This is a genomic window from Nocardioides koreensis, assembly GCF_039531775.1.
Lineage (GTDB): Bacteria > Actinomycetota > Actinomycetes > Propionibacteriales > Nocardioidaceae > Nocardioides > Nocardioides koreensis.
On the sequence record NZ_BAAAQR010000001.1, the window covers coordinates 789,030 to 815,009 of the forward strand.

Here is a 25,980-nt window from a genome sequence, read left to right on the forward strand (position 1 = left end):
GTAGCGTCCCCGGCCATGGGCAGCTCGGTGTCGCTGGCGTCGCAGCGACGCCGTTTCGCGTTCGCCGTCCCCCTCGCCCTCGCCCTCGCCGCGACGTTCGCGCTACTCCTCGAACCCACCTTCTCCCTGGCCGTGCGGCAGTCCGTCAGCGGCCTCGGGCTGCTCCTCGCCGGCGTCCTTGCTGCCGTCAGCTGCGCCGTCCGGGCCGCCCAGACCCGCGGTCGGCGGCAGCGCTCGTGGCGGCTGCTCATGGCGGCCGGCCTGGTCGCGGTGGCCGGCAACATCTGGGTCACGGTCTCCGGCGCCGACCCGGTGGCCTCGCCCAGCTCGATCGGCAACGGCAGCATCGCGCTGGCGCTGATGCTCTCCATCGCCGGCCTGCTCAGCTTCCCGAGCGTGCGCCGGCGTGGCATCGACCAGCTGCTGATGTCGCTCGACGGGCTCGTCGCCGGCAGCGCGGTCCTCGTGATCGCCTCGGTCCTCGTCTACTCCGAGCTGCTCGACTCGGTGACCGACGACCTCGCCTCCCGCTCCACGGCCCTGCTGTTCCCGGTGCTCGACGTCGTGCTCGCCACCGTGGCCATCCTCCTGATCCTGCGTACGTCGGGCCCCGACCGGCCGGCGCTCGGCCTCGTCACCGGCGGCTTCCTCATGTACGCCGTCGCGGACCTCGCGTTCGCGGTGCTGGCCGCCCAGGACCGGTTCCACTTCGGCACCACCCTCGACCTGGGGTGGATCGCGGGCTACCTCCTCATCGGCCTCGCCGCGTGGTACCCCAGCGACCAGGCCGACGGGGCCGCCCCGCATCCCGAGGGCGGCGCGTCGGACGCCCGCGGCACCATCGTGGTCTTCGGCGTGCTCCTGACGGCCGGCGTCGTCCAGGTCGTCTTCGGCCCCGGCGGCCACCTCCCCGGCACCCAGTCCGCGCTCTGGCTGGTGCTGATCCTCGCGGCCGGCACCCGGCAGATGCTGCTCGCCGCCGACAACGCCACGCTGCGCCGCGGGCTCGAACGCCGGGTCCGGGAGCAGACCGCCGACCTGAGCCGGCTGGCCCGCCAGAACGAGGTCCTGCTCACCTCCGTCGGCGACGGCATCTACGGCGTCGACCACGACGGCCGGGTCACGTTCATCAACCCGTCGGGGGCCTCGGCGCTGGGGTACGACCCCGCGCAGCTGCACGGCCGCCGCGCCCACGACGCGTTCCACGCCCCCGACGACGACGGCATGCCGTTCCCGTGGTCGGGCTGCTACATCACCGACGCGATCCTCAGCGGCATGGTGGCCAGCGCCGAGGAGGACGTCTACGTCCGGGCCGACGGCGAGACCTTCCCGGTCGAGATCACCGCCTCCCCGCTGGTCGACGACGACGAGGTCCGCGGCGCGGTCGTCGTGTTCCGCGACGTCACCCAGCGGCGCGAGGTGGAGCGGATGAAGAACGAGTTCCTCTCCGTGGTCAGCCACGAGCTGCGCACCCCGCTCACCTCGATCCGCGGGTCGCTGGGCCTGCTGGCCGGCGGCAAGCTGGGCGAGCTGCCGCCGCGCGCGGACTCGCTGGTCGGGATCGCGCTGCAGAGCAGCGAGCGGCTCACCCGCCTGATCAACGACCTGCTCGACATCGAACGCATCGAGGCCGGGACCCGGCCGATGGAGATCGCGACCCTCGACGCCTGCGAGCTGCTGCACCAGGCGGCCACGTCCATCGAGGGCCTCGCGTCCCCGACGAGGGTCCGGGTCGAGGTCGGGGCCTGCTCGGGTCGTGTGCTGGCCGACGAGGACCGGATCATGCAGACGCTGACCAACCTGCTCGGCAACGCGATCAAGTACTCCCCGGCCGGGTCGGTCGTGGTCCTCGACGCCACCGAACGAGCGGACCACGTGCTGTTCCGGGTGGCCGACCGGGGCCGGGGCATCCCGCAGGACAAGCTCGAGACGGTCTTCGAGCGGTTCGAGCAGGTCGACTCCTCCGACGCCCGGGAGAAGGGCGGCACCGGCCTGGGCCTGGCCATCAGCCGCGGGATCGTCGAGCGCCACGGCGGGCGGATCTGGGCCGAGAGCGAGCTCGGCTCCGGGACCACCGTCCTGTTCACGCTGCCGAGCGCACCGGCGCTGACCGCGGGCGGACGGCAGGATGCCGGTCCCCGGGAGGGGTCGGTCCTGCTCGTCGAGGACGACGCGGACCTCGCGCGGGTCATCACCGCGCTGCTCGTCGAGTCCGGCCTGGACGTGCTCCATGCCGCCACCGCCGCCGAGGCCGTGGCCCGGGCCCGGGAGCGGCGCCCCCGGGCCCTGGTGCTCGACCTCGAGCTCCCGGACGGCGACGGCGCCGAGGTGGTCGCCGAGCTCCGCCGCGACCGCGACCTGCGGGAGATGCCGCTGGTCGTCTACAGCGCCGCCGACGTCGCCCCCGACCGGCGCGCCGCGCTCGAGCTGGGCCCCACCGCGTTCCTGACCAAGGGGCGGGTCAGCCCCGAGGAGCTGCGCGAGAGACTGGTGGGACTGATCGGCGCCACCGCCGGCTGGCAGCAGGGACACACGCGTGACTGACACTCGGGAGGCAGTAGCAGTGGAGGACCAGGCAGGACCGGACATCACGATCAGGACGGGCTCGGGGCAGGGACACACCAAGCTGTCCGCCTTCGACCACGCCCTGCTGACCGCGGGGGTCGCCAACTTCAACCTGGTCACGCTGTCGTCGGTGATCCCGCCGCGCAGCCGGATCCGGCTCGTGGACACCGTGCTGCCGGGCGGCCACGGCGACCGGCTCTACTGCGTCCTCGCCGCGGCGCACGCGGAGCACCCCGGCGAGACGGTGTGGGCGGGTCTCGGCTGGGTCTGTGACGAGACCGGGAAGGGGCTGTTCGTCGAGCACACCGCCGGCAGCGAGGAGTCGCTGCGAGAGCAGATCGAGCTCTCGCTCGACGACCTGACCAGGAACCGCGGCGGCGGCTACGGCCCGGTGCAGACCGTCACCGCCTCCGCGCACTACGTGGACCGGCCCGCCTGCGCACTGGCGATCGCCGCCTACGAGGTCTCCCCCTGGGGGCCCGGTGCTTGAGCAGTCCGTCGACACCGTCCCCATCTCGGTCGAGACCGAGGTCGACGCGGGCACCGCGGCGACGTACTACCGGCTCTACCGCGAGACCTTCGGCGCCCTGGAGACCAAGGCCGTGGCCCGCCAGCTGCTGCGCGAGGACGAGTTCCTGGAGGAGATGCGCGACCCGCGGGTCCACAAGTACGTCGCGTGGGACGACGCCGGCGAGGCGATCGGCATGTCCACGTTGACCGCCGACCTCGAGACGGTGCCCTGGATCAGCCCGGGCTACTTCGCCCACCACTACCCCGAGCACAGCGCACGCCGCGCGGTCTACTACCTCGGGTTCACGCTGGTCCACCGCCAGCGCCGCCAGACGCGGATCTTCCGGGCCATGGTCGAGCGGATCGTGGAGCTCCTGGTCGCCGAGCGCGCGGTGTGCGCGTGGGACATCTGCGCGTTCAACGACGAGGTGCTGGGGCTCAACGCCAACATCGAACGGATCCTGCACGGCTGCTCCGACGTCACCGTCGCCCCGATCGACCGGCAGACGTACTACGCCGGCACGTTCCACGGCTCCCGGGCGGGGCGAGGATGACCGTCCCCACCGTCCTGGTCGTCGACGACGACGACTCGGTCCGCGAGATCACCCAGCTGGCCCTGGAGGTCGTCGCCGGCTGGCAGGTGATCGCCGCCGACGGCGGCGTGGCCGCGCTCGAGCTGGCCCGGGCGCACCGGCCGGACGCCGTGCTGCTCGACGTGATGATGCCCGAGATGGACGGCCCCACGACGCTGCGGCACCTGAAGGGCGACGAGACGACCCGGGACATCCCGGTCATCCTGCTCACCGCCAAGGTGCTGGCCGGTGAGCGTCAGGAGTGGGACGAGCTCGCGATCAGCGGTGTCATCGCGAAGCCGTTCGACCCGATGGGGCTGCACGCGGAGGTCTCCCGGATGCTCGGCTGGACCAGCTGACGCCGTGACGACCCGGCGGGGCCTCCGCCGGGTCGTCATCGCGGAGGTCACTCCGTGGTCACCGCCTGGAGGACGTCGACCTTGGCGGCGGACCGCGCCGGCCCGATCGCGGCCACCACGCCGGCCGCCGCGGCCAGCACGACGTACATCGTGACCTGCAGGACCGGGATCGAGATCGCCTTGATCCCCTCGTCCTTGAGCGCCTGCGACAGGGCCAGCCCGATGCCGATGCCGAGCGCCGCCCCGCTGACGGCGCCGATCAGCGCGATCACCGCCGACTCCCACCGGACCATCGCGCGGACCTGGCCGCGGGTCATACCCACCGCCCGGAGCAGGCCCAGCTCGCGGGTGCGCTCGAAGACCGACAGGGCCAGCGTGTTCACGATGCCCAGCAGGGCGATCACGACGGCCAGCAGCAGCATCACGGTCACGAAGGTGAGCAGCTGGTCGATGAACCCGCTGGCCTCCTTCTCGAACCCGGCCTGGTCCACCACCTTGGCGTCCGGGTGGTCGCCCAGCGCGGCCGTGACCGCGTCCTGGACCTGCGCCTGGTCGGCGCCCGGCTCGAGGGTCAGGAAGGCCGCCGAGACCAGCTGGGGACCCGCGAACGCGTTCTGCTCGGCGATGCTCAGGACGTAGTCGTCGCCGATCCAGCCCTTCCCGTCGTACAGCCCGACGACGTGGAGGTTGTGCTCACCGCTCGCGGCGAAGTCCGCCGTGATCGTGTCGCCGACCTGCCAGCCGTGCTTCTTCGCGGCCGACTCGGCCACGACGATCCCGTCCTTGCCGAGGTCCGCGGCCGAGCCACGGGAGACGTCGATGCCCATGATCTGCGAGGCCGTGGCCGGGTCGACCGACGAGAAGCTCGAGCCGTGTCCGTCGAAGCGGGCCTCGCCCCAGCCGCTGGGCGACACCTTGTCCACGCCCGCCACCCCGTCGACCGCGCCGAGGACCGCGGGGCTGAAGCCCGGTGCCTGGGCACTCGAGGTGACGACGAAGAGGTCCGCGTTCACGTCGTCCGAGATGACGTCGCTGAACGACGCCTTCAGGGACGAGGCGAAGACCCCCATGCTCACGACCAGGGTGAGGCCGATCATCAGCGCCGCGGCCGTCGCCGAAGTACGCCGCGGGTTGCGGGTCGCGTTCTGCCGGGCCAGCTCGCCCGCCATGCCGCGCATCCGCAGCGGAGCCGCCACCACCGACGCGAGCGGCCGCACCACGCTCGGCAGCGCGAGCATCACGCCGACCATCGTCGCGAGCAGCCCGAGCCCGAAGACCTTGAAGCTGGCGCCGCCGTACAGGTTGGCCAGCATCCCGCCGGCACCGGCACCGAGCACGGCCACACCGAGGAGGGCACGGCGCCGGGACGGCTTCTCGGCACCCGGCGTCGACTCACGCAGCGCCTCGACCGGCAGCACCTTGGTGGCGCGCCGGGCCGGGACCAGGCTGGCGACCACGGTGACGACCGTGCCGACCAGGAACGAGAGCCAGATCGCGCTCGCCGGGACCTGCAGCGCGGTGAACGGCAGCGCGAGCCCCACCGCGTCCATCAGGGCCTTGAGGCCCTTCGCGACGGCGAGACCGAGGCCCAGGCCGATCGCGGAGGCCGCGACCCCGAGCACGAGGGCCTCCACCAGCAGGCTGGTCATGACCTGGCGACGGCGGGCGCCGATGGCCCGGAGCAGGGCGATCTCCCGGGACCGCTGGGAGACCGTCATCGTGAACGTGTTCCAGATGATGAACGAGCCCACGAACAGGGCGATGCCGGCGAAGGCCCCGAAGACGATGCCCACGATGGAGAAGTTCGCCTTGGTCGCGTCGGCGTTCTCCTGCGCGACGGTCGCACCGGTCACGGCCTCGGTGCCCTGGGGCAGCACGGCCGACAGCCGGCTGGCCAGCTCGGTCTGGGACACGCCCGGCTCGGCGCTGACGTCGATGGAGTCGAACGTCCCCGGGTTGCCGAGCACCTTCTGCGCGGTCGCGGTGTCGAAGTACGCCGACGTGGTGCCGCCGAGGTCCTTCACCCCGTCCCCGTAGCCGACGGTTCCGACGACGGTGAACGGACGCGTCGACTCCTGGAGCAGCACGTCGATCGTCGACCCGAGCGCGATGTCGTTCTTCTCGGCGCTGGTGGCGTCGATGGCGACCTCGTGCGCGTTGGTCGGCGCGCTGCCGGAGAGCAGCTCGACGTCGCCGCGGAGGTCCTCGTCGGCCGGCATGCTGTAGCCGTTGGTGGGGGCGCCGCCGTTGGTGGTGATGGCGTGGCCGTCGTTGTCGGTGAGCAGCGCGTAGCCGCTGACCGACCCCTCGGCCGCCCGGACGCCGTCGACCTGGCTGACCCGGTCGAGCACCGAGGCCTTGATCGGGCCCCGGGTGGTGCCGACGCCCTCGGTCGCGGAGTACGGCGCCTCGGTGCGGACCACCGCGTCGGTGCCGGACCCGATCTTGCCGAACAGCTGCTCGAAGGCCAGCCCCATGGTGTTGGTCAGGATGAGGGTCCCGGCCAGCAGGGCGACCCCGAGCGCGATCGACGCCGCGGTCAGGAGGAAGCGCAGCTTGTGCGCCACCACGCTGCGGAAAGTGGCAGTCAACATGACGATCAGGCTCCTAGGTGCTTCATGTGGTCGAGGACCTCGTCGGCGGTCGCCGCGTGCATCTCGTCGACGACCCGGCCGTCGGCGAGGAAGATGACCCGGTCTGCGTAGCTGGCCGCCGTGGGGTCGTGGGTGACCATGACGACGGTCTGCCCGAGGTCCGTCACGGCCGTGCGCAGGAAGCCGAGCAGCTCGGCGCCCGACGTCGAGTCCAGGGCGCCGGTCGGCTCGTCGGCGAAGACGATGTCGGGGCGGGAGGCGAGGGCCCGGGCCGCCGCGACCCGCTGCTGCTGACCGCCGGACAGCTCCGCCGGCCGGTGGGAGAGGCGGCCGCTCAGGCCCACCGTGGCGACGATCGAATCGACCCAGTCCGGGTCCGGCTTGCGGCCCGCGATCCGCAGCGGGAGGACGATGTTCTCCGCCGCGGTCATGGTCGGGAGCAGGTTGAAGGACTGGAAGATGAACCCGATCCGGTCCCGGCGCAGCATCGTCAGCCGCTTGTCGCCGAGCCCGGTGATCTCGGTGTCACCGAGGAAGACCTCGCCCGAGGACGGCCGGTCGAGGCCAGCGAGCACGTGCAGGAGCGTGGACTTGCCGGAGCCCGAGGGGCCCATGATGGCGGTGAAGTGACCCTGCCCGAGGCCGACGCTGACGTCGTCGAGGGCCACGACGGCGGCGTCGCCGCTGCCGTAGAGCTTGGTGACGCCCTCGACGCGCGCCGCCGTGGCGCTCGAGATGCGGGGGGTGCTGGTGATGACGGACATGAGCTGTTCTCCTGGGGGTCGGGGGCCCCGGACCGGGGCACGCCACCAGCACACGCGATCTCGGGGCCCGTGCCGATCGGGCTGGGCACACGTCCCGGGGCGCTGTCCGCCCGGAGTCGCCGGGCGATCGTGCGGCCGGCCCCACCCCGGGGGGTTCGGGCAGGCCCCTCCCACCCGGTGCCGGATGCGCGCACACTGCAGAGGTGACCTGGCTGCCACGATGGCGCCTCCGGAGGCGACGCGAGGTGGGGGCCGCGGCCCTCGAGCTGGCCGGCCTCACCGGGTTCGTGCTGCTCGTGTACGTCGCGGTCGTGCTCGGCGGCGGCGCGCTCGTCGGCCACACCTCCTCCCCCGACCTCACGCTCTCGGTGCTCGCCACGGCGGTGGTCGCGCTCGCGTTCGACCCGGTGCAGACCCGGCTGAAGCGGCTCGCGGCCCGGGCCGCGCACGACGGCACGCCGCCGGCGTACGACGTGCTGCGGGACTTCTCGACGACCGTGTCCGGCAGGTACCCCGCCGAGGAGCTGCCGGTCCGGATGTCGCAGGTGCTGGCCGAGGGCACCGGGGCCGAGTGGTCGCAGGTCTGGCTCGTGGTCGCGGACCGGCCGACGCTGGCGGCCACGTGGCCACCGGGAGCGACGCGGGCACCCGCTGCCGGGGATCCCGACCCCCAGGACGACGACGCTCCGGGGCGGCGTCAGCTGCCCGTGCGCCACGGCGGTGAGCTGCTCGGCGTCCTGGTGGTCCAGGAGCGTGAGCACGCGCCGCTGACCTCGGTCGAGCAACGCCTCTTCGCCGGCCTGGCCAGCCAGGCCGGACTCGTGCTGCGCAGCGTCCGGCTGCGCGCCGAGCTCGAGCGCCGCCTCGCCGAGCTGTCGTGGCGGGCCGAGGAGCTCCGGGCCTCGCGACAACGGCTGGTCGACGTCCAGGACGAGCGGCGCCGGGTGCTCGAGCGTGACATCCACGACGGCGCCCAGCAGCACCTCGTCGCCCTGGCCGTGAACCTCCGGCTCGCCCACACCCTCCTGGCCCGGTCCCCGGACCGGGCCCGTGAGCTGCTGGCCGACCAGGAGCGGGCCGCTGCGGAGGCCATCGACACGCTCGCCCGGCTCTCCCGCGGGATCTACCCACCGCGCCTGGTCGACGGGGGGCTCGTGGTGGCGCTGGACGCCGCGGTCACGACGAGCCCGATCCCGGTCCGGCTGACCACGCGGGGGGTCGGCAGGTACTCGTCCGGCGTCGAGTCGGCGGCGTACTTCTGCTGCCTGGAGGCCCTCCAGAACGCCGCCAAGCACTCGGGTGCCTCGGAGGTCCGGGTCGACCTGCTGGGCGAGCGGGACACGCTGACACTCACGGTCGCGGACGACGGGTCCGGCTTCGACCCGACGTCCACCCCGCCGGGTGCGGGCCTGGCGAACATCCGTGACCGCGCCGAGGCGGTCGGCGGGCGGGTGCGCACCGAGTCGGCTCCGGGGCGGGGCACGCGCACGACGGTGGTGCTCCCCGCGACAGGCCCGACGACGCCCCTCCCGTCGTCGCTCGTGGCCGCAGGGGACGGTGCCTGAGATGCTGCCCCGGATCGCCTGGGCCCTGGCCGGCGTCACCCTCGCCCTGGTGGCCGTCGACGCGCTCGTGGCCGCCCAGTCCGTGGCGCTGGCGTCGGAGACCGCCGTCGCCGTGCACGGCTTCCCGTTCGTCCACGGAGCGGTGCTGGGCTCGGCGGTGATGGGCGCCCTGATCATCTCCCGCTACGACCGGCACCCGATCGGATGGCTGCTCAACCTCGTCGGGGCGGCCGGCTCGGTCTCCCTGCTCACCGAGTCCTACGCGTACTGGGTGCAGGAGGCCGACGGCCCCGGCTCGGCGAGCCTCGGCGGGGTCTCCAGCTGGATCTCCGCACTGCTCGGCGGCCAGCTCGCGATCGCCGGCATGGCGCTGATGTTCCTGCTGGCCCCCGACGGCCACCTCGTCTCCCGTCGGTGGCGGTACGCCGCCTGGGTGACCGGGCTCGGGGCCCTGCTCTGCCTCACCGCCATCGCGTCGGCGAGCCCGGCCTCCTTCCGCCTGCAGGTGCAGTCGGAGGACATGGGCCCGGTCCGGGGACTCATGCTGACGCTCGGGTTCGTCGCGATCAGCGGCGGCCTCGTCGCCTCGGTCGTCTCCATGCTGCAGCGGCTGCGCCGGAGCCGGGGCGAGCAGCGCCAGCAGCTCCGGCTGATCGCCCTGTCCGCGGCGATGATCGCCATCGGTATCGCCTTCCTGCTCGTGGTGCAGCTGCTGAACGGCGGCCACCAGACCTGGCTGGCGGGCGTACCGCTGTTCGTCTCCTACTTCTTCCTGCCGATCCTCTTCGCGGTGGCGGTGCTCCGCTACCGGCTCTACGACCTCGACGTGATCATCAACCGGACCGTCGTGCTCGCCGCCGCGACGACGTTCGCGGCGATCGGCTACACCACCCTGGTCGTCGCGATCGGCAAGCTCGCCGACCGGCAGACGGACCGGTTCTGGGTCTCGCTGCTGGTCACGGCACTGGTCGCGGTCGCCTTCCAGCCGGTACGACGTCGCGTCGTAAGGCTGGCGAACCGGCTCGCCTACGGCTCGCGCGCCCAGCCCTACGAGGAGCTCTCGCAGTTCAGCCGGCGGATCTCCGAGACGCCGTCCGCCCGCACCCTGCTCCCCGCGGTCGCCGCGGCGGCCGGGGAGGCGCTCGCCGCCCGCCGGGCCGTCGTGACGCTGTCCCTCCCGGTCACCGGCGCGGTCGGCACGTGGGGGGAGGACGCCCCGGCGGCCACCGACACCTACGCGGTCGCGGTGGGCGGCGACGGGGACGGGCCCGCCCTGGGCACCATCGAGGTCGCCATCCCCCGGGGCCGCCGGCTCCGGCCGGCCGACGAGCGGATGCTCCGGGCGCTGGCCGACCAGACGTCGGTCGCCTTCCGCAACCTCGCGTTGGAGACCCAGCTGTCCGGGCACGTCGCCGAGCTGGACCGGACGACGCGGGAGCTGGCCGGGTCGAGGGCGCGAGTGGTGGAGGCTGACGACGCGGTGCGCCGCACCCTGGAGGCGGCGATCTCGCGGGACGTGCTGTCGCACCTCGTCGGGGTCGCCGAGGGCCTCTCCCGTGCCGGGTCCGCCGGAGACGTCTCGGCCGAGGCCGTCGAGGAGCTGATCACCTCGGTCAACGCCGCGCTCGAGTCCCTGCGCGAGCTGACGCGGGGGGTCTTCCCGGCCCAGCTCGCGAGGGCCGGCATCGAGCCGGCGCTCCGCTCCCACCTCACCCGCGGCGGGCAGCCGACGGCCCTCGTGGTCGACCCCGCGGTGGCCGGGGTGCGCTTCCCCGCGCGGGTGGAGGCGGCCGTGTACGCGTGCGCCACCCGGGCCGCGGCCGCGGCCCCGGCCCCGGACTCCGTCGAGCTCGGCGCCGACGGTCCCGACCTGGTCCTGACGGTGCGGGGAGCCACCGCGGAACGGGTCGACGTGCAGGACATCGTCGACCGGGTCGAGGCCGCCGGCGGCTCGCTGTCCGCGCGGGGCCGGGTGCTGGTGCTACGGGTCCCCGCGGGCGTCGAGCTCGCGCCGCACGAGCTGGTGGCGGGCGGCCGACCAGACCTCTGAGAGGCGGTCCGGGCCGAACGTGGCCTTGGCGAGGTACGACGCGGCGCCGGACCCGGACAGGTCGAACTGGTCCTCGTCGTAGGTCGAGAGCAGCACCACGACCGGCGGCTCCGCCGCGAGGCTCAACCGACGGCTCGCCTCGAGGCCGTCGATGCCGGGCAGGTGGACGTCCATCAGGACCAGCTGCGGCGCCAGCTCCGCCGCGGCCACCAGCGACTCCTCCCCCGACGCGGCCGAGCCGACGACGACGAACCCGTCGGTCTCCTCGACGACGGTCGCCATCGCCCGACGGAACGGCTCCTGGTCATCGACGACCAGGACGCGGATCTCCGGCACCCGGCACCTCCTCGGGGCCATCGTCTCCCGGGGACCGGGCGCACGGCAGGGTGCTGCCCGTACCGGTGCCGGGGGTTTCCCGCTCACCGCCCGGGTCACCGGCTCGTCGGGCCGCCGGTGGCCTCGAGGTAGGCCAGCACCGCCATCACCCGGCGGTTCACCTCGGACTCGTTGACCAGGCCGAGCTTCTGGAACACCGAGCCGACGTGCTTCTCCACGGCCCGCTCGCTCATGAAGAGGCTCTTGGCGGTCGCGGCGTTGCTGCGACCGGTCGCCAGCTCCTGGAGCACCTCCCGCTCGCGCCCGGTCAGCGCGGTCAGCGCCGAGCTCGACTCCCGGGCCCTGCGGTCGAGCAGCCCCTCGACGACCAACGGGTCGAGGGCCGAGCCGCCGCGCGCCACGTCGTACAGGGCCCGGACCAGGTCGTCGAGCTGGGAGACCCGCTCCTTGAGCAGGTAGCCGAGGCCGGCCACGCCGTCGGAGAGCAGCTCGAAGGCGTAGTCCTCCTCGACGTACTGCGAGAGCACCACGACGCCGGTCTCGGGGAACTCCGCCCGGATCCGCTTGGCGGCGTCGATGCCCTCGGTGGTGAAGGTCGGCGGCATCCGGATGTCGGTGAGGACGGCATCGGGCCGGTGCGTCGCCACGGCCTGGTGGAGGCTCTGGGGGTCGGCCGCGGTGGCGACCAGCTCGACCTCCGCAGCCTCGGTCAGCAGGCCCGCCACGCCCTCGCGCACCAGGTAGTTGTCGTCGGCGAAGACGACACGCACGCCCATGACCTCACTGTAGGCCTCCGGGTGCCGGGCCCCTCCCGGTCGGAACGCCCTGCTGGAGGCCGCTCAGCGTCGGTGGATCCCGAGCAGCTCGTGCCGCGGGACCGGGTTGTCGCGGCCGGCGCGGCAGGTGAGCCGCTCGACGTCGGGACCGCGGGTGGTGCGCACCCGCACGGCGTACGACGCACCGGCGACGTCGAAGACCGCCTCGGTGACGCCGTCTGCGGCCGAGCGGGCGGTGAGGGTGAGCGCGTCGAGACGGGTCTCGGCGAGCTCGCGGCGCAGCGCGAGCTCGGCGTGCTGCACCGGCATCGGGTGGCCGGACCGGCCGCGCAGGTGGTCGAGGTCGAGGTGCCCGGTCAGGTGGGACCCGGCGACGGCGAGCGCCGAGGGCGGGTCGAGGCGGCCGTAGTAGAGGCCGTGCGGCAGCACCAGGACGTTGCCCGCGAACCGGTCGCCGCCGATGTGCGAGACCTCCCAGGTCTCCTCGGGGTGGGCCTGCGCGAGCGCCCGGGCCACCGGCCGGCCGCGCTCGGCGCAGCAGGCGTCGTGCCGTCCGTGCGTGCACACGCACAGCACCGAGCCGTCGTACGCCGGCAGCCCGCTGGGGCGGCCGGCCCGCAGCCCGGCGAGGTCGAGGTCGAGCGCCTCGGCGAGGTCGGAGACCCGGCCCCCCTCCAGCCGGGGCCGGTGCGGGTCGGCGTGGGCCGCGAAGATCCACGGGTCGTCGCCGGTGGGCCGGGCACCGGACCGGCGCACCAGCAGGACCCGGACCCCGGCCTCCGCGGCGGCCGCGCGCAGCCGCGCCCCGAGCCCGTCGGGCAGCCGGGCGTCGAGGAGCGCGTCGACGCCCCAGGGGCCGGGGTGCTCGAGCAGCAGGAAGGCACGCACGGTCGAGGCGGTGCCGCCCACCGGCTCGTCGCGCAGCAGGCTGGCCGAGGCGCACCGGAAGCCCGGGTCGCCCGGCGCCGGGCCGGGGTGGCTCACGCCGGGCCTTCGGCCACGACCTCGAGCAGGCCCTCGCGGACGAGCCGCCGGCACAGCACGAGCCGGCTCTGCGGGTCGAGGTGCCCGGCGAGGTCGGCGGGGGTCAGCCGGGGCCGGGCGCGGACCTCGTCGAGGGCGGGCCGGAGCCGTCCCGGGACGTCCAGGGAGCGGTCGCCGAGCAGCACCTCCAGCCGGTCGCCGCGGTCGTGGAGCACGCACGGGTGCCCCGGCCGGCGGCGCAGCGGAGTGTCGTCGTCGAGGTCCCGGACGGCGAGGACGTCGCGGAGGCCACCGGGCAGGCGCGGACTGCGGCCGGTGAGGAACCGGCGTACCTCGTCCCGGACCGCGGTGCTGGCGTCGAGGTCGCGGATGCTCGCGGCGACCTCCTCCAACCGGCGGCCCAGCTCGTCGGCCAGCACGTCGGGCTCGTCGAGGTAGCCGGCAGGCAGGTGGACGTCGGGGACCCCGTCCAGCACGGCCCGGACACTGCGCTCGACGAGCCCGCGCCAGGTCAGCTGGTTGATCCCGAGCGTCACGTGCAGCGACACGGTCTCCTGGGCCCGGGCGGCGTGCGGCGTGCCGGTGGGCAGGTACATCGCCAGGCCCGGCTCCAGGACGACGTCCTCGACCCCGTCGGCGGTGTGCACCTCCCACTGCTTGGACCCGGCGGTCTGGAAGACGAAGACGTCGTGGGCGTCGGAGTGGACGTCGAACCCCTGCGCACCGGGCGGGGTCAGGTAGGCGTTGGCCTGGCACGGGTGGCCGAGTTCGAGCTCGAGCTCGGCGACCAGCCGGGTCAGCGGCGGCCAGTAGCGGTGCAGGCCCTGGAACACCACGGTCGCGCCGTCGTCGAAGAGGGCCAGCACCTTGCGGGCGTCGACCAGGCCGGTGAGCTGCTTGCCCGCCAGCGTCGCGCGCCGGGTGTACGACGACTCCGGCAGCACCGCGCCGTCCCGGGCCAGCCGGATGCTCGGGGCGCGGATCGCACTGGAGGTGAGGAGCTGGTCGGCGTCGTCGAGCGAGAGCAGCCCGACCAGGTCCTGCGGGTCGGTGCGGTGCAGGTGCACGCGTGACGCCCAGACCTTCGCGAGGAAGGTCTGGGCGTCGCCGCTGAGGAGGTCGAGTGCGCTCAGGACGCGTCCCCGTCGGTGGTGTCGGTCGCGTCGCCGTCCGTGCCGTCGGAGTCGGTGCCGTCCGAGTCCGTGCCGTCCGCGTCACCGTCGCTGGCGTCGCCGTCGGTGGTGTCGGTCGCGTCGCCGTCCGTGCCGTCGGAGTCCGTGCCGTCCGAGTCGCTGGCGTCGCCGTCGGTGCTGTCGGCGGCGTCACCGTCGGTGCCGTCCGCGTCGGTGCCGTCCGCGTCGCCGCCGCCCAGGCCGACCTGCGGGTCGCCGCCCGGGACGGTCGTCATGTCGTCGTCGTTGAGGGGTTCTTCGGGCGTGGTCGTCATGCGTCCTCCTGGGTCCGGGGTGGTGTCACTCGGCTCAGTTGTACCCATGACCGCACGTGGTACTCCCAGCCGGGCTTGGTCGACAGGTCCGCACAGCTCTGCCGCCGTAGCTCGGTCGGGGTGCGCCCGACCTCGACCGCCCAGACGTCGTCACCGGCGGTGAGCACCACCGTGTCGCCGTCCACCGAGCCCACCCGGACGGCGTCGAGCCGGTCCAGCCCCAGCTCGGCTCGGGCGTGCAGCTCGGCCACCTGGGCGACCGCCGGCCGACCGGCCCGGCCGCGCACGGTCTCGGTCGGCAACCGCCCGGCCTCGAGCTCCTTGCAGGCCGTCACCGCGGAGCCCGCGTCCAGCCGGCCCAGGGCGACGCCGGACGGCAGCGCGAGCAGGGTGCCCGCGAAGCGGTGCCCACCCAGGTGCGTGGTCTCCCACGTCTCCTCGGGCCAGCGCGCCGCGAGGGCCGCGGCGACCGGACGGCCGGTCTCCGCGCAGCAGCGGTCCCGGCGACCGTTGGTGCAGACCAGCCACAGCGGCCCGTCGTACGACGTGAGGTCGGGCGCGCCGTCGCGCAGCCCGGCGACGTCGAGCGCCGGCAGGTCACGCACGTCGTCGAGCACGGTCGTCCATACCCGCGGCGTCGGGGCGAGGTGGGCGGCGAAGACGCGGACACCGGGTCCGGAGACGCCGCCGTGCCGGCGGACCAGCTGCACGCGCACGTCCTCGATCCCGTCGAGCAACGCGCGGACGTCCTCGGGGAGCCGGCTCTCGGCGACGGCCTTGCGGCCCCACGGGCCGGGCTCCTCCACGAACAACCAGGTGCCGTCCTCCGGCGCCGTGCCCACCATCGGCTCGGCGTCGCGCAGGCTCGCGGCGGCGCAGCGGAACTCCTCGGTCACCCCGCGATTGTGCCTGCCCGCCCTCTCCGGACACACCTCTCCGGGTTGATCGAACGTTCGATCAACCCGGAGAGGTGTGTTCCGACCGCGAGGTTGCCGCCCGGCGCGGCGGTGGGCCGGAGGGCTAGACGAGGCCCCGGCGGCGGGCGATGGCGGCCGCCTCGGTGCGCCCGGCCGCGCCCAGCTTGCCGAGGATGTTGGAGACGTGGACGCTCACCGTCTTGGCGCTGATGAAGAGCTGCTTGCCGATCTCGCCGTTGGACCGCCCCTCGGCCACCAGCGCGAGGATCTCGCGCTCCCGCGCCGTCAGCGCGTCCGAGGCGGCGTCGCCGCGGGCCGGGGCGCTGCCGATTTCGCGGAGCTCGTCGAGGATCGGGCGGGCACCCAGCCGGTGCGCGGCCTCGCGGGCGGCGTCGGCCACCACGCGCGCGGCGGCCTGGTCCCCGGTCGCGCGCAGGATCGCGGCCAGCGCCACCCGCACCCGGGCCAGCTCGTGCACGTCCCCGAAGTCCTCGAAGAGGGTCTCCGCCTCGCGCCAGGTGCCGACCAGCGCCTCGAGCGGCGGGGCGTCCACGCCGGCCAGCCAGCGGGCCCGCAGCGTCTCGGCGTCCAGCCGCTTCGTCCACGCTCGCCCCTCGGGGCCCCAGAAGCCGGACGGGTCGCTGTAGCGGTCCAGCACGACGTGACCCTCGGCGTGCAGGCGGTCCACGTGACCGGCGTACGCCGTCCGCTCGGCGGCGGAGAGGTGCGGCATCGCCTGGGCCACCGCCCCGACGGCGACCGCGGCCAGCCGGATGCGGGCGCTGAACCAGGGGTGCCAGATCTCGCCGAGGACCCCGACGACGTCGTCGTAGATCCGGACCGCGGCGGCCGCGTCGTCCCGGCGGCCGGCCTGGAGCATCTCCACGGCGGCGGAGTGGATCGCGATCGCGCCCTCCTTGCGCCAGAACCGGCGCAGGGCGGCGGCCTCGGCGGCCACGTCCGCGCCGCGCCCGTCCTCGGCGTACAGCCGCACGCTGTCGAGCAGGGCCCGCGAGATCGCCGGCGGCGACTGACCGGTGACGTCGGCGAGCGCCAGCAGCTCGTCCCACTCGCCGCGCACCAGCTTCACCCAGGAGAGCTGCCAGCGGGACTCGAACGCGAACGGCGCCCACGGCACACCGGCGTCCACCGCGCGGTCCATCGCGCTGCGGAACCAGCGCTCGGTCTCGTCGAACTCCGCCCAGTCCTCGTAGGAGCGGCCGAGCAGCCAGCGCCCGCGCAGCTCGGCGTGCAGGGCGCCGGCGCGCTGCGCCTGGGCGACAGCGTCCTCCAGGGCGGAGCGGAGCGTCTCCTTGGGCCCGGCCTTCTTCAGGACGCTGAGCGTGGTGATCGCCTCGGAGGCCAGCTCGGGCAGGTCGAGCCGCTCGGCGAGGCCGAGGGCCTCCAGCCCATAGGCCTGGGCCTCCTCGAAGCGGCCGTGGTTCGACAGGATCCGCGCGTGCACGGCCAGGACCTTCGCCCGCAGGCCGCTCGCGCCCTCGGGGGCGAGGTCGACGGCCTCGCGCGAGATCGCGACCGCGTCCTCGTCGGTCTCCATGGCCACGAGGGCGGTGGCCCGCGCGGAGAGCATCCGGGACCGGTACGCCGGCGGCGCGTCGGCCGGGAGCCGCTCGAGCTGCTCGCCGACCAGGGCGGCGGCCCGGATCGGGTGCCCGCTGGCCATCAGCGCGTCGGCGGCCTTGGCGACCAGCTTGGACAGGTCCCCGTCCCACTCCTCGCCGCGCCGGGGGTCGGCCAGCAGCTCGAGCGCCTGCTCGTAGTGCTGCGCGGCCTCGTCCGGGCCGCCCACCGCGGTGGCCTCGTCGCCGGCGCGGACCGACGCGGCCAGCGCGGTCGGCAGGTCCATGGCCAGCCGGGCGTGCCGGGCCAGCTCGGCCGCCGTCCCGCGGGCGGCGCCGCTGCGCAGGGACTCGGTGTACGCCGCGTGGAGACGGACCCGCTCGCCCGGCAGCAGGTCGTCGTACACCGCCTCGCCGAGCAGGGCGTGCCGGAAGGAGTAGTGGCCCTGGCCGGCGACCAGGACGTTCATCTCGACGGCCCGGCGCAGGCCGTCGTCGAGCGCGGTGGCCGGCAGCCCGGAGGCGGCGGTCAGCATCTCGTGGGAGACCTTGCGGCCGGCCACGCTGGCGACCCGGACCACCTGCCGGGCGGCGTCGTCGAGGCGGTCCAGCCGGACCAGGAGGACGTCGGCGAGGTCGTCGGGCACCCAACGGCCCGGCCCCGAGGCGGCGCCGACGAGCTCCTCCACGAAGAACGCGTTGCCCTCGGCGCGGTCGACGATGTCGGCGATCTCGCACTCGTCGAGGGCGTCCGCGTGGAGCTCGGAGATGAGGATCCGGACGTCCGGCGCGGTCAGCGGCGACAGCTGGACCCGCTCGACGCCGCGGATGCGGGACCACTCGGCGACCTGGCGGCGCAGCGGGTGCCGGCGGTGCAGGTCGTCGGAGCGGTACGACGCGACCAGGCCGACCGGGCCGAGGAACGGCCGGGAGAAGAGGAAGCTGAGCATGTCGCGCGTCGACTGGTCGGCCCAGTGCGCGTCCTCGATGACCAGCAGCAGCGGCGCCTTGGCCGAGGCGGCCTCGAGCAGGACGTGCACGGCCTCGAACAGGTCGGCGCGGTCGAGGGCGGCGGCCTCGGTGCCGGTGGAGCCGTCGGGGGCGCCGAGCACGCGTCGGCCGGGCTGGAGGCGGGCCAGCGAGGGGTGCGCGGCGGCGACGGTGTCGACCACGTCGGGCAGGTCCGCGGCGAGCCGGCCGAGGACCTCGGAGAAGGGCAGGTACGGCAGCGCGCTGTCGCCGAAGTCGAGGCAGTGGCCGGCGAAGACCTGCCAGCCCTCGGTGAACGCGAGGTCGCGCAGCTCGGTGAGCAGCCGGGTCTTGCCGACGCCGGCGTCACCGGAGAGCAGCACCGCCGACGGCCCCTGCCCGGAGACAGGACGGACGCCGAGCAGCGAAGCGATCTCCGCAAGCTCGGCGTCTCGTCCGACCAGGACCTGGCTCGTGTGGGTCGCCACGCCGTCCATGATCTCGTGCGCGTCCACCGGATTCACCATGGTTTCGTCGATCCGGGTGGATCAGCGGTGGCTGTCGCCGGACCCGGCCCCCCGTCGTACCCAGGAGACGCGGTGCCGGCGCTTGCCACCGGCCGCGGCCTTGAGGCGTGCGGTGCGGTACTCGAGCTCGGACTGCAGGAAGGGAAGGGTGGACTCGTGCATGGTGTGGGCTCCTCAGCTCCTCGTTGGTGAGACGAGAATCGCCGTCTGAGGTAGCCGCCCACATCGGGCAACTGCCTTATCTCCACCTGAGGTGGCGCCGCAGGTGCCTTAGCCGCCGGCCCGCCCGGGACTCGCTCAGAGCGGCCGGCCGGCCAGCCAGACCCCGCGCACGAGGGGTACGCCGGGGCGGTAGGCGAGGTGCACGTGGGTGGGGGCGTCGAGGATCATCAGGTCCGCCCGGCGACCCGGGACCAGCACCCCGACGTCCTCCCGGTCGAGGGCCCGGGCCCCCATGGAGGTCGCGGCGTGCACGGCCTCGGCGGGGGTCATCCCCATCTCCCGCACCGCCAGCGCGATGCACAGCGGCAGCGAGCTGGTGAAGCACGAGCCGGGGTTGCAGTCGCTGGCCAGCGCGACCCGCACGCCGGCGTCGAGGAGCCGGCGCGCGTCCGGGTACGGCTGCCGGGTGGAGAACTCCACGCCCGGCAGCAGCGTCGCGATCGTGCCGGACTCGCGCAGCGCGTCGACGTCCGCGTCCTCGAGGTAGGTGCAGTGGTCCACCGCGACCAGGCCGAGCTCCGCGGCCAGGCGTACGCCGGGTCCCGGGCCGAGCTGGTTGGCGTGCAGCCGCCCGCGCAGCCCGCGGGCCGCGCCCGCCTCGAGCACCGCGCGCGCCTGGTCGGCGTCGAAGGCACCGCGCTCGCAGAAGGCGTCGACCCAGCGCGCGTACGGCGCCGCGGCCTCCAGCATCGGGCCGGTGACCAGCGCGACGTACTCCTCCGGCGTGACGCCCTCCGGCACCACGTGGGCGCCGAGGAACGTGGTCTCCTCGGTGAACTGGCGGGCCACCGCGAGGCTGCGCGCCTCGTCCCGCACGCTGAGCCCGTAGCCGCTCTTGATCTCGACCGTGGTCGTCCCCTGGGCCCGCATCTCCGCGACGAGGCGGGCCACGTGGCTGGTCAGCTGCTCGTCGGTGGCGGCCCGGGTCGCGGCGACCGTGGTGCGGATGCCGCCGGCGGCGTAGCTCTCCCCCGCCATCCGGGCGGCGAACTCCTGGGCCCGGTCGCCGGCGAAGACGAGGTGGCTGTGGCTGTCGACGAAGCCCGGCAGCACCGCCCGGCCGCCGACGTCCACCCGCTCGTCCGCGGCCGGCGCGTCGGCCGCGCGGCCCACCCAGGCCACCGCGCTGCCCTCCACGACCAGCGCGGCGTCCTCGACCACGCCGAGCAGGTCCGCGGCCCCGGGGTCGTTGGTGACCAGCTCGCCGATGTTCGTGATCAGCGTGCTGAACCCCTCGCTGATCGAGCGTCCGCCTTCGGTGGTCGAGCTTGTCGAGACCACTACCTCTCCCTCCAGATCGCATCCATCGCGTCGTCGAGCTCGCGGCCGATCGCGGCCCGGTCCTCGCGTCGTACGACGACCCGCCCGTCGACCATCACCTGGCTCACGTCCTCGGCGGAGGCGGCGAAGACGGCGGTGTTCTCGTCGGCGCCGGTGCCGGCGGTGCGCGGCGTCGTCGTGTCGAGCGTGACCAGGTCGGCGCGGCTGCCCACCGCGATCCGCCCCGCGTCCCAGAAGCCGAGGCTGTCGTGGCCGGTGGCGGTCGCGGCCTCGAGCAGCTCGGCGGCCGTCCAGTGCCCGCGCGCCCGGGTGGCGAGCCGCTCGTCGAGCTCCACGGCCCGCATCTCCTCGAACAGGTCGATCACGGCGTGGCTGTCGCTGCCCAGCGTGAGCGGGCTGCCGGCGTCGTGGAGGTCGCGGCTGGGGCCGATGCCGTCGCCGAGGTCCCGCTCGGTGGTCGGGCAGAAGCAGGAGCGGGTGCAGGTCTCCCCCAGCAGCCGGACGTCGTCACCGCTCAGGTGGGTCGCGTGCACCGCGGACGTGCGGGGACCGAGGACCCCGGCGTCGGCGAGGAGCCGGGTCGGGGTGACGCCGTACGCCGCGAGGCACGCGTCGTTCTCGGCGACCTGCTCGGACAGGTGGACGTGCAGCGGCCGCCCGTGGGCGGCCCGGGCGACGGTGCCGAGCTGGTCGCGCGGCACGGCCCGCACCGAGTGGACCGCGGCACCGACCACGACGCCGTCCTCGCGTCCTCCGAGCTTGTCCAGCTCTGCCGTCCGCTCCGCCCAGGCGTCCGCGTCCCGGTCGGCGTACCGGACCTGCACGCCCTCGACGGGCCGGCCGAAACCGGAGCTGAGGTAGCAGGTGTCGAGCAGCGTGATCCGGATCCCGGCCTCGCGAGCGGCCTCGACGAGGGCGTGGCCCATCGCGTTGGGTTCGCCGTACGGCGCGCCGTCGGGCTGGTGGTGCAGGTAGTGGAACTCGCCGACCCCGGTGATCCCGGCGGCGGCCATCTCCCGGTAGGTCGCCCGCGCCAGAAGGAAGTAGCTGTCCGGGTCGAGCCGCCCCGCCACGGCGTACATCTGCTCGCGCCAGGTCCAGAACGTCCCCCGCTCCCGCTGGGTCCGCCCCCGCAGCGCCCGGTGGAAGGCGTGGCTGTGGCAGTTGGCCAGCCCGGGGAGGGAGAGGCCGGCGATGCGGACACTTTCCCCGGCTGGCCGGGGAAAGTGGGACTTGTCAGGTGGCGTACTCCCTGACAAGTCCCCGTTTCCCCGGCCAGCAGGGGAAACAGCCGAGAACACGCCGTCCTCGACCGTGACCAGCACGTCGTCGCGCACGGCGCCGTCGACCCACGCACGCTCGAGGAGGTACGTCGTGCCGCTCACCGCGCCAGCCTCTCGAGCGTGTCCGCGAGCGCCGAGACGCCGACGAGGCAGTCGGGGATCTCGGCGTGCTCGTCGGGTGAGTGGGAGATCCCGGTGGGGTTGCGGACGAACAGCATCGCCGTCGGCACCCCGGCCGCCGACAGGATCCCCGCGTCGTGGCCGGCCTGGGTCGGGATGACCGGCCAGTCACCCTCCTCGTGGTCGGCCGCGAGCGACCGGGCCAGCGCGGGATCGAACGCGACCGACGACGACACCGACTCCGCGGTCACCTCGAGCAGCGTCCCGTCGCGGTCGGCCCGGTCCTGCGCCTGCCCGGAGATCGTGTCCACCAGCGCCTCGAGCGCCGACTCGCTCGAGCAGCGAGCGTCCAGCCACGCGGTCACCCGCGACGGGATCGCGTTGGTCCCGTTGGGCACGACCTCGAGCCGCCCGAAGGTGGCGCGCTGCTCGACCAGCCGCGCCTGCTTGTTCGCGGCCAGGGCGGTCATCGCGTAGGTCAGCATCGGGTCCGCGCGGTCCTCCATCCGGGTGGTCCCGGCGTGGTTCGCGGACCCGGTGAAGTCGAACCGGTAGCGCCCGTGCGGCCAGATCTCGCTCGCCACCCCGACCGCCGCGCCCCGGTCGACCAGGTCGCGTCCCTGCTCGACGTGCAGCTCGACGAAGCAGCCGACGGTCGAGGCCAGGTCCCACGGCTCGTACGCCGCGGCGCCGAGGCCGGCGCCCGACAGCGCGTCCTCGAACGAGACACCGTCCCGGTCGCGGAGCGCGAGCGCGTCCGACCAGGCCACCGCCCCCGCGGCGAGCCGGGAGCCCAGGCAGGCCAGCCCGAAGCGCGACCCCTCCTCCTCGACGAACACCGACACCCCGATCGGCCGCGCCGGCACGAACCCGCGCGACCGGAGCACGTCCACCGCCGCGAGCGCCGAGACCACGCCGAGCGGCCCGTCGTACGCCCCGCCCTCGAGGACCGAGTCCAGGTGCGAGCCGGTCAGCACGCCCGGCCCGGTGACCCCGGACGGGGCCCACCAGGCCACCACGTTGCCGACCGGGTCGGACTCGACGCGCAGCCCCCGGGCGTGCGCCTGCGCGACGAACCACGCGCGCAGCTCGGTCTCGGCCGAGAGGTAGGGCTGGCGGAAGTAGCCGCCGGAGGCGGCGGAGCGGCCCACCGGCGCGAGGTCCGCCCACATGCGTTCGAAGTCGTCAGGCATGCTGCGCTCCATGGAGTTCCAGGACGTCGTCCGCCGCCGTCGGATGATCCGCAACTACGCCGAGACGCCGGTCGACCCGCGGATCGTCGACCGCGCGCTCGCCAACGCCACCCGCGCGCCGAGCGCGGGCTTCAGCCAGGGCTGGGCGTTCCTGCTGCTCGACACCCCCGAGGACGTCCGCCGCTGGTGGCGGGCCACCTCCGACGACGTCGAGCGTCCGGACAGCTGGCTGGCCGGCATGATGCGCGCGCCGGTGGTGATCGTGCCGTGCTCCAGCAAGGCGGCCTACCTGCAGCGGTACGCCGAGTCCGACAAGGGCTGGACGGACCGGGACGAGGCCCGGTGGCCGATGCCCTTCTGGCACATGGACGCGGCGATGGCGAGCCTGCTCATCCTCCAGACCGCGGTCGACGAGGGCCTCGGCTCCTGCTTCTTCGGCATCCCGCCCGACCGCGAGACGGCGGTCCGGGCGGAGTTCGGGATCCCGGACGCCTTCGACCCGGTCGGCGTGATCACGCTGGGCCATCGCGTCGACGACTCCGGCGCCGCCGGCTCGCCGTCGCGGCGCCGGCGCAAGCCGCTGGAGGAGGTCGTCCATCGCGGTCAGTGGGGGCACCCCACCAGTCCATCGGCGTAGGCGGCGCCGGTCAACGACCGGCCCCGCGTGGCGATCTCACATCCGAGACAAGCGGCTCCGGGTCGGCGTTCCGGGCGGCGACTATCCTCGGTGGCCTGGGGGTGAGGGACGTGCCCGAGAAGTGGACGCAGGAGCGGCCCGACGAGGAGCCGCAGAAGCACGACCGGCCGGCGGAGCTGGACGAACGCACCGGCCGGAGCGCCGCCGCGGCCCGGATGCAGCACCAGGCGAGCTGGGTCGACCAGCAGATCCGGGTGGCCATGGCCAAGGGCGAGTTCGACGACCTGCCCGGCGCCGGCAAGCCGATCAAGGACCTCGGCGGCCAGCACGACCCGGACTGGTGGCTCAAGAAGCTCGTCGAGCGCGAGCAGATCACCGGGGTGCTGCCGCCGTCGGTGCAGCTGCGCAAGGAGGACGCCGAGCTCGACGCCCGGCTCGACACGCTGAACGTCGAGGCCGAGGTGCGCCGCGAGCTCGAGGACTTCAACGCCCGGGTCATCGCCGCCCGCTACCGCCCGCCCGAGGGCCCGCCGCTGATCACCATGCCGCGCGACGTCGACGCCGAGCTCGCGGCATGGCGCGAACGGCGTACGGCGCGCAGGGCCGCGCAGGCCGAGGCCGTGCGCAGGACGCGGGACGCCGAGCCGCCCCGGCGGCGCCGGTGGTGGCGGCGCTGATTCTTCGTCGCCTCCGCTGTTGAATCGGTCATACCGGCGGGTAACCACCCGCTGCTAGTTTCCGCAGCATGCGAAGCGCCAAGGACTTCTTCCGCCCCCTCGCGGTGGGCGCCCCGACCCCCCTCACGGAGATCCCGGCCCGCCCCAGCCGGGCCATCCACTTCTTCGACCCGAGCAACGAGAAGATGGCGGCCAAGGTGCCGCAGATGGTCGGCACCGTCGACGTGCTGCTCGGCAACCTCGAGGACGCGATCAAGGCCGACAACAAGGTCGCCGCCCGCGAGGGCCTGGTGACGATCGCCCAGGGCACCGACGGCCTCGGCGGCCCGCAGGCGAAGACCCAGCTCTGGACCCGGATCAACGCGCTCGACAGCCCCTGGGCGCTCGACGACCTGACCACGCTGGTCCCCGCCATCGGCGACAGGCTCGACGTGATCATGGTGCCCAAGGTGCAGGGCGCCGAGGACATCCAGTACGTCGACCGGCTGCTCGCCCAGCTCGAGGCCAAGGCCGGGCTGGACCGGCCGATCCTCGTGCACGCGATCCTCGAGACCGCCCGGGGCATGGTCAACATCGAGGAGATCTGCGGCGCCTCGCCGCGCATGCAGGGGCTCAGCCTCGGCCCGGCCGACCTGGCCGCGGACCGGCGGATGAAGACCACCCGGGTCGGCGGTGGGCACCCCGGCTACCTGGTCCGCCAGGACCCGCCGGTCAACGACCTCGGCATCAGCGAGGTCGACGCCAACCGCACCACCTACCAGCAGGACCTGTGGCACTACACCATCGCGCGCATGGTCGACGCGTGTGCGATGCACGGGATCTACCCCTACTACGGGCCGTTCGGCGACATCGCCGACGTGGTGGCCTGCGAGGACCAGTTCCGCAACGCCTTCCTGCTCGGCTGCGTCGGCACCTGGAGCCTGCACCCCAAGCAGATCGCGATCGCCAACCGGGTGTTCAGCCCGAGCGTCGAGGACATCAGGCACGCGCGCCGCGTGGTCGCGGCCATGGGGGACGGCACCGGCGCGGTGATGCTCGACGGGAAGATGGAGGACGACGCCTCGCTCAAGCAGTGCCTGGTCCTCGTCGAGCTGGCCGAGCAGCTCGCTGCGATCGACCCCGAGCTGAAGAAGCAGTACGACGCCCTCGACGGCGAGGAGGCCTGACATGGACGCGACGTTCCGCCCCCGCCGCTCGGTCCTCTACATGCCGAGCTCCAACGACCGCGCCCTGGAGAAGGCCAGGTCGATCCCGTGCGACGGCCTGATCCTCGACCTCGAGGACGCGGTCGCGCCCGACGCCAAGCCGGAGGCCCGGGAGAAGGCCTGCGCCGCGGTGCGCTCGGGCGAGTACGGCGCGCGCGAGCTGACGATCCGCATCAACGGCGCCGACACCGAGTGGCACGCCGACGACCTCGCGGCCGCGTGCGCCGCCGGGCCCGACGCGATCGTCGTACCCAAGGTGAACAGCGCCGACGCGGTGCTGCAGCTCGTCGAGGCGATGGCCGGCCACGGCGCCCCCGAGCACACCAAGCTCTGGGCGATGGTCGAGACGCCGTACGCCATGCTCCACGCCGAGGAGATCGCCGGCGCCTCCGAGCGGCTGACGGTCCTGGTGATGGGCACCAACGACCTGGTCAAGGAGCTGTACGCCGAGCACGTGCCGGGCCGTCAGCCGGTGCTGGCCGGGCTCGGCCTGGCGCTGCTCGCCGCGCGGGCCACCGGCAAGGTGATCCTCGACGGCGTCTACAACGACGTGAAGAACTCCGACGGCTTCCTGGCCGAGTGCCGGCAGGGACGCGAGATGGGCTTCGACGGCAAGACGCTGATCCACCCGGGTCAGGTCGACGGCGCCAACGAGGCCTTCGCGCCCGGCGAGCAGGCCGTCGAGGACGCCCGCGGGATCCTGCAGGCCTGGGAGGACAGGAGCTCGGGCGTGGTCACCTACAACGGCCGGATGATCGAGAACCTCCACGTCGAGTCCGCGCAGCGCACCCTGACCATCCACGAGGCCATCCGCGCGCTGGCCGGCTGAGGCCCGGTCCTGACCTCT

The 25,980-nt window shown here is 74.2% G+C and carries 23 protein-coding genes; 10 read left to right on the forward strand and 13 right to left on the reverse strand.

The window, feature by feature from the left end; all coding sequences use genetic code 11:
- Nucleotides 1–15 precede the first annotated feature (15 nt).
- The 4 genes from ABD268_RS03830 to ABD268_RS03845 are packed head-to-tail and all read left to right on the forward strand — an operon-like array spanning nucleotide 16 to nucleotide 4,006.
- Nucleotides 16–2,544, forward strand: coding sequence for an ATP-binding protein (locus ABD268_RS03830; RefSeq protein ID WP_344147812.1), 2,529 nt, complete (start codon nucleotides 16–18; stop codon nucleotides 2,542–2,544).
- A complete protein-coding gene (locus tag ABD268_RS03835) occupies nucleotides 2,537–3,055 on the forward strand; it encodes a pyruvoyl-dependent arginine decarboxylase (RefSeq protein ID WP_344147815.1) in 519 nt (172 codons plus the stop codon). The genes ABD268_RS03830 and ABD268_RS03835 overlap by 8 nt, the downstream gene beginning before the upstream one ends.
- Nucleotides 3,048–3,629 carry a hypothetical protein gene (locus ABD268_RS03840; protein ID WP_344147818.1) on the forward strand — a complete coding sequence of 194 codons (582 nt, stop codon included), beginning with the start codon at nucleotides 3,048–3,050 and terminating at the stop codon, nucleotides 3,627–3,629. The genes ABD268_RS03835 and ABD268_RS03840 overlap by 8 nt, the downstream gene beginning before the upstream one ends.
- The gene (locus tag ABD268_RS03845) at nucleotides 3,626–4,006 is read left to right on the forward strand and encodes a response regulator (protein ID WP_344147821.1); all 381 of its coding nucleotides are present in this window, start codon (nucleotides 3,626–3,628) and stop codon (nucleotides 4,004–4,006) included. Before ABD268_RS03840 ends, ABD268_RS03845 begins: the two co-directional genes overlap by 4 nt.
- Nucleotides 4,007–4,053: 47 nt before the next feature.
- On the opposite strand, the gene ABD268_RS03850 is transcribed toward ABD268_RS03845, so the two are convergent.
- Complete coding sequence (locus tag ABD268_RS03850; RefSeq protein WP_344147824.1) at nucleotides 4,054–6,600, reverse strand: ABC transporter permease; 2,547 nt, start codon at nucleotides 6,598–6,600, stop codon at nucleotides 4,054–4,056.
- A 5-nt stretch (nucleotides 6,601–6,605) separates the two neighbouring features.
- Complete coding sequence (locus tag ABD268_RS03855) at nucleotides 6,606–7,364, reverse strand: ABC transporter ATP-binding protein (RefSeq protein ID WP_344147827.1); 759 nt, start codon at nucleotides 7,362–7,364, stop codon at nucleotides 6,606–6,608.
- A gap of 245 nt (nucleotides 7,365–7,609) precedes the next feature.
- Here ABD268_RS03855 and ABD268_RS03860 point away from each other — a divergent pair, with 245 nt between their 5' ends.
- Both ABD268_RS03860 and ABD268_RS03865 read left to right on the forward strand, forming a co-directional pair.
- A complete protein-coding gene (locus ABD268_RS03860) occupies nucleotides 7,610–8,929 on the forward strand; it encodes a GAF domain-containing sensor histidine kinase (protein WP_344147831.1) in 1,320 nt (439 codons plus the stop codon).
- A 1-nt stretch (nucleotide 8,930) separates the two neighbouring features.
- On the forward strand, nucleotides 8,931–10,979 hold the full coding sequence (locus tag ABD268_RS03865) for a hypothetical protein (RefSeq protein ID WP_344147834.1): 2,049 nt from the start codon (nucleotides 8,931–8,933) through the stop codon (nucleotides 10,977–10,979).
- Here ABD268_RS03865 and ABD268_RS03870 read toward each other — a convergent pair.
- From ABD268_RS03870 to ABD268_RS03920, 11 genes are all read right to left on the reverse strand, one after another.
- Entirely contained in the window at nucleotides 10,911–11,315 is a 405-nt protein-coding gene (locus tag ABD268_RS03870; RefSeq protein WP_344147837.1) for a response regulator, read from the reverse strand. The two genes, ABD268_RS03865 and ABD268_RS03870, sit on opposite strands and share 69 nt — an antisense overlap.
- Nucleotides 11,316–11,410: 95 nt before the next feature.
- Complete coding sequence (locus tag ABD268_RS03875; RefSeq protein WP_425573666.1) at nucleotides 11,411–12,091, reverse strand: response regulator; 681 nt, start codon at nucleotides 12,089–12,091, stop codon at nucleotides 11,411–11,413.
- Between the two features lie 63 nt (nucleotides 12,092–12,154).
- Nucleotides 12,155–13,075: a ferredoxin family protein gene (locus ABD268_RS03880; protein WP_344147840.1), complete on the reverse strand. Its 921-nt coding sequence runs from the start codon at nucleotides 13,073–13,075 to the stop codon at nucleotides 12,155–12,157.
- The gene (locus ABD268_RS03885) at nucleotides 13,072–14,142 is read right to left on the reverse strand and encodes a cupin domain-containing protein (protein ID WP_344147843.1); all 1,071 of its coding nucleotides are present in this window, start codon (nucleotides 14,140–14,142) and stop codon (nucleotides 13,072–13,074) included. The genes ABD268_RS03880 and ABD268_RS03885 overlap by 4 nt, the downstream gene beginning before the upstream one ends.
- Nucleotides 14,143–14,204: 62 nt before the next feature.
- Nucleotides 14,205–14,522, reverse strand: a complete 318-nt coding sequence (locus ABD268_RS03890) for a hypothetical protein (RefSeq protein WP_344147846.1) — start codon at nucleotides 14,520–14,522, stop codon at nucleotides 14,205–14,207.
- The gene (locus tag ABD268_RS03895) at nucleotides 14,519–15,418 is read right to left on the reverse strand and encodes a ferredoxin family protein (protein ID WP_344147849.1); all 900 of its coding nucleotides are present in this window, start codon (nucleotides 15,416–15,418) and stop codon (nucleotides 14,519–14,521) included. Before ABD268_RS03895 ends, ABD268_RS03890 begins: the two co-directional genes overlap by 4 nt.
- Nucleotides 15,419–15,542: 124 nt before the next feature.
- Nucleotides 15,543–18,503, reverse strand: coding sequence for a helix-turn-helix transcriptional regulator (locus ABD268_RS03900; RefSeq protein ID WP_344147852.1), 2,961 nt, complete (start codon nucleotides 18,501–18,503; stop codon nucleotides 15,543–15,545).
- A gap of 33 nt (nucleotides 18,504–18,536) precedes the next feature.
- Entirely contained in the window at nucleotides 18,537–18,677 is a 141-nt protein-coding gene (locus ABD268_RS03905; RefSeq protein WP_344147855.1) for a hypothetical protein, read from the reverse strand.
- Between the two features lie 135 nt (nucleotides 18,678–18,812).
- Entirely contained in the window at nucleotides 18,813–19,979 is a 1,167-nt protein-coding gene (gene hutI, locus ABD268_RS03910) for an imidazolonepropionase (protein WP_344147956.1), read from the reverse strand.
- A gap of 38 nt (nucleotides 19,980–20,017) precedes the next feature.
- Entirely contained in the window at nucleotides 20,018–21,403 is a 1,386-nt protein-coding gene (locus ABD268_RS03915) for a formimidoylglutamate deiminase (protein ID WP_344147857.1), read from the reverse strand.
- Nucleotides 21,400–22,614 (reverse strand): allantoate amidohydrolase, encoded by a 1,215-nt coding sequence (locus ABD268_RS03920; RefSeq protein WP_344147859.1) that lies wholly within the window; start codon nucleotides 22,612–22,614, stop codon nucleotides 21,400–21,402. The genes ABD268_RS03915 and ABD268_RS03920 overlap by 4 nt, the downstream gene beginning before the upstream one ends.
- 10 nt (nucleotides 22,615–22,624) lie before the next feature.
- On the opposite strand from ABD268_RS03920, the gene ABD268_RS03925 reads away from it, so the two are divergent.
- The 4 genes from ABD268_RS03925 to ABD268_RS03940 all read left to right on the forward strand — a co-directional run bounded on the left by ABD268_RS03925 (nucleotide 22,625) and on the right by ABD268_RS03940 (nucleotide 25,962).
- The gene (locus ABD268_RS03925; RefSeq protein WP_344147861.1) at nucleotides 22,625–23,251 is read left to right on the forward strand and encodes a nitroreductase family protein; all 627 of its coding nucleotides are present in this window, start codon (nucleotides 22,625–22,627) and stop codon (nucleotides 23,249–23,251) included.
- 101 nt (nucleotides 23,252–23,352) lie between these two features.
- A complete protein-coding gene (locus tag ABD268_RS03930) occupies nucleotides 23,353–23,928 on the forward strand; it encodes a DnaJ family domain-containing protein (RefSeq protein ID WP_344147864.1) in 576 nt (191 codons plus the stop codon).
- 68 nt (nucleotides 23,929–23,996) lie between these two features.
- A complete protein-coding gene (locus tag ABD268_RS03935; protein WP_344147867.1) occupies nucleotides 23,997–25,094 on the forward strand; it encodes an HpcH/HpaI aldolase/citrate lyase family protein in 1,098 nt (365 codons plus the stop codon).
- 1 nt (nucleotide 25,095) lies between these two features.
- The gene (locus ABD268_RS03940) at nucleotides 25,096–25,962 is read left to right on the forward strand and encodes an HpcH/HpaI aldolase/citrate lyase family protein (RefSeq protein WP_344147870.1); all 867 of its coding nucleotides are present in this window, start codon (nucleotides 25,096–25,098) and stop codon (nucleotides 25,960–25,962) included.
- Nucleotides 25,963–25,980 lie beyond the last annotated feature (18 nt).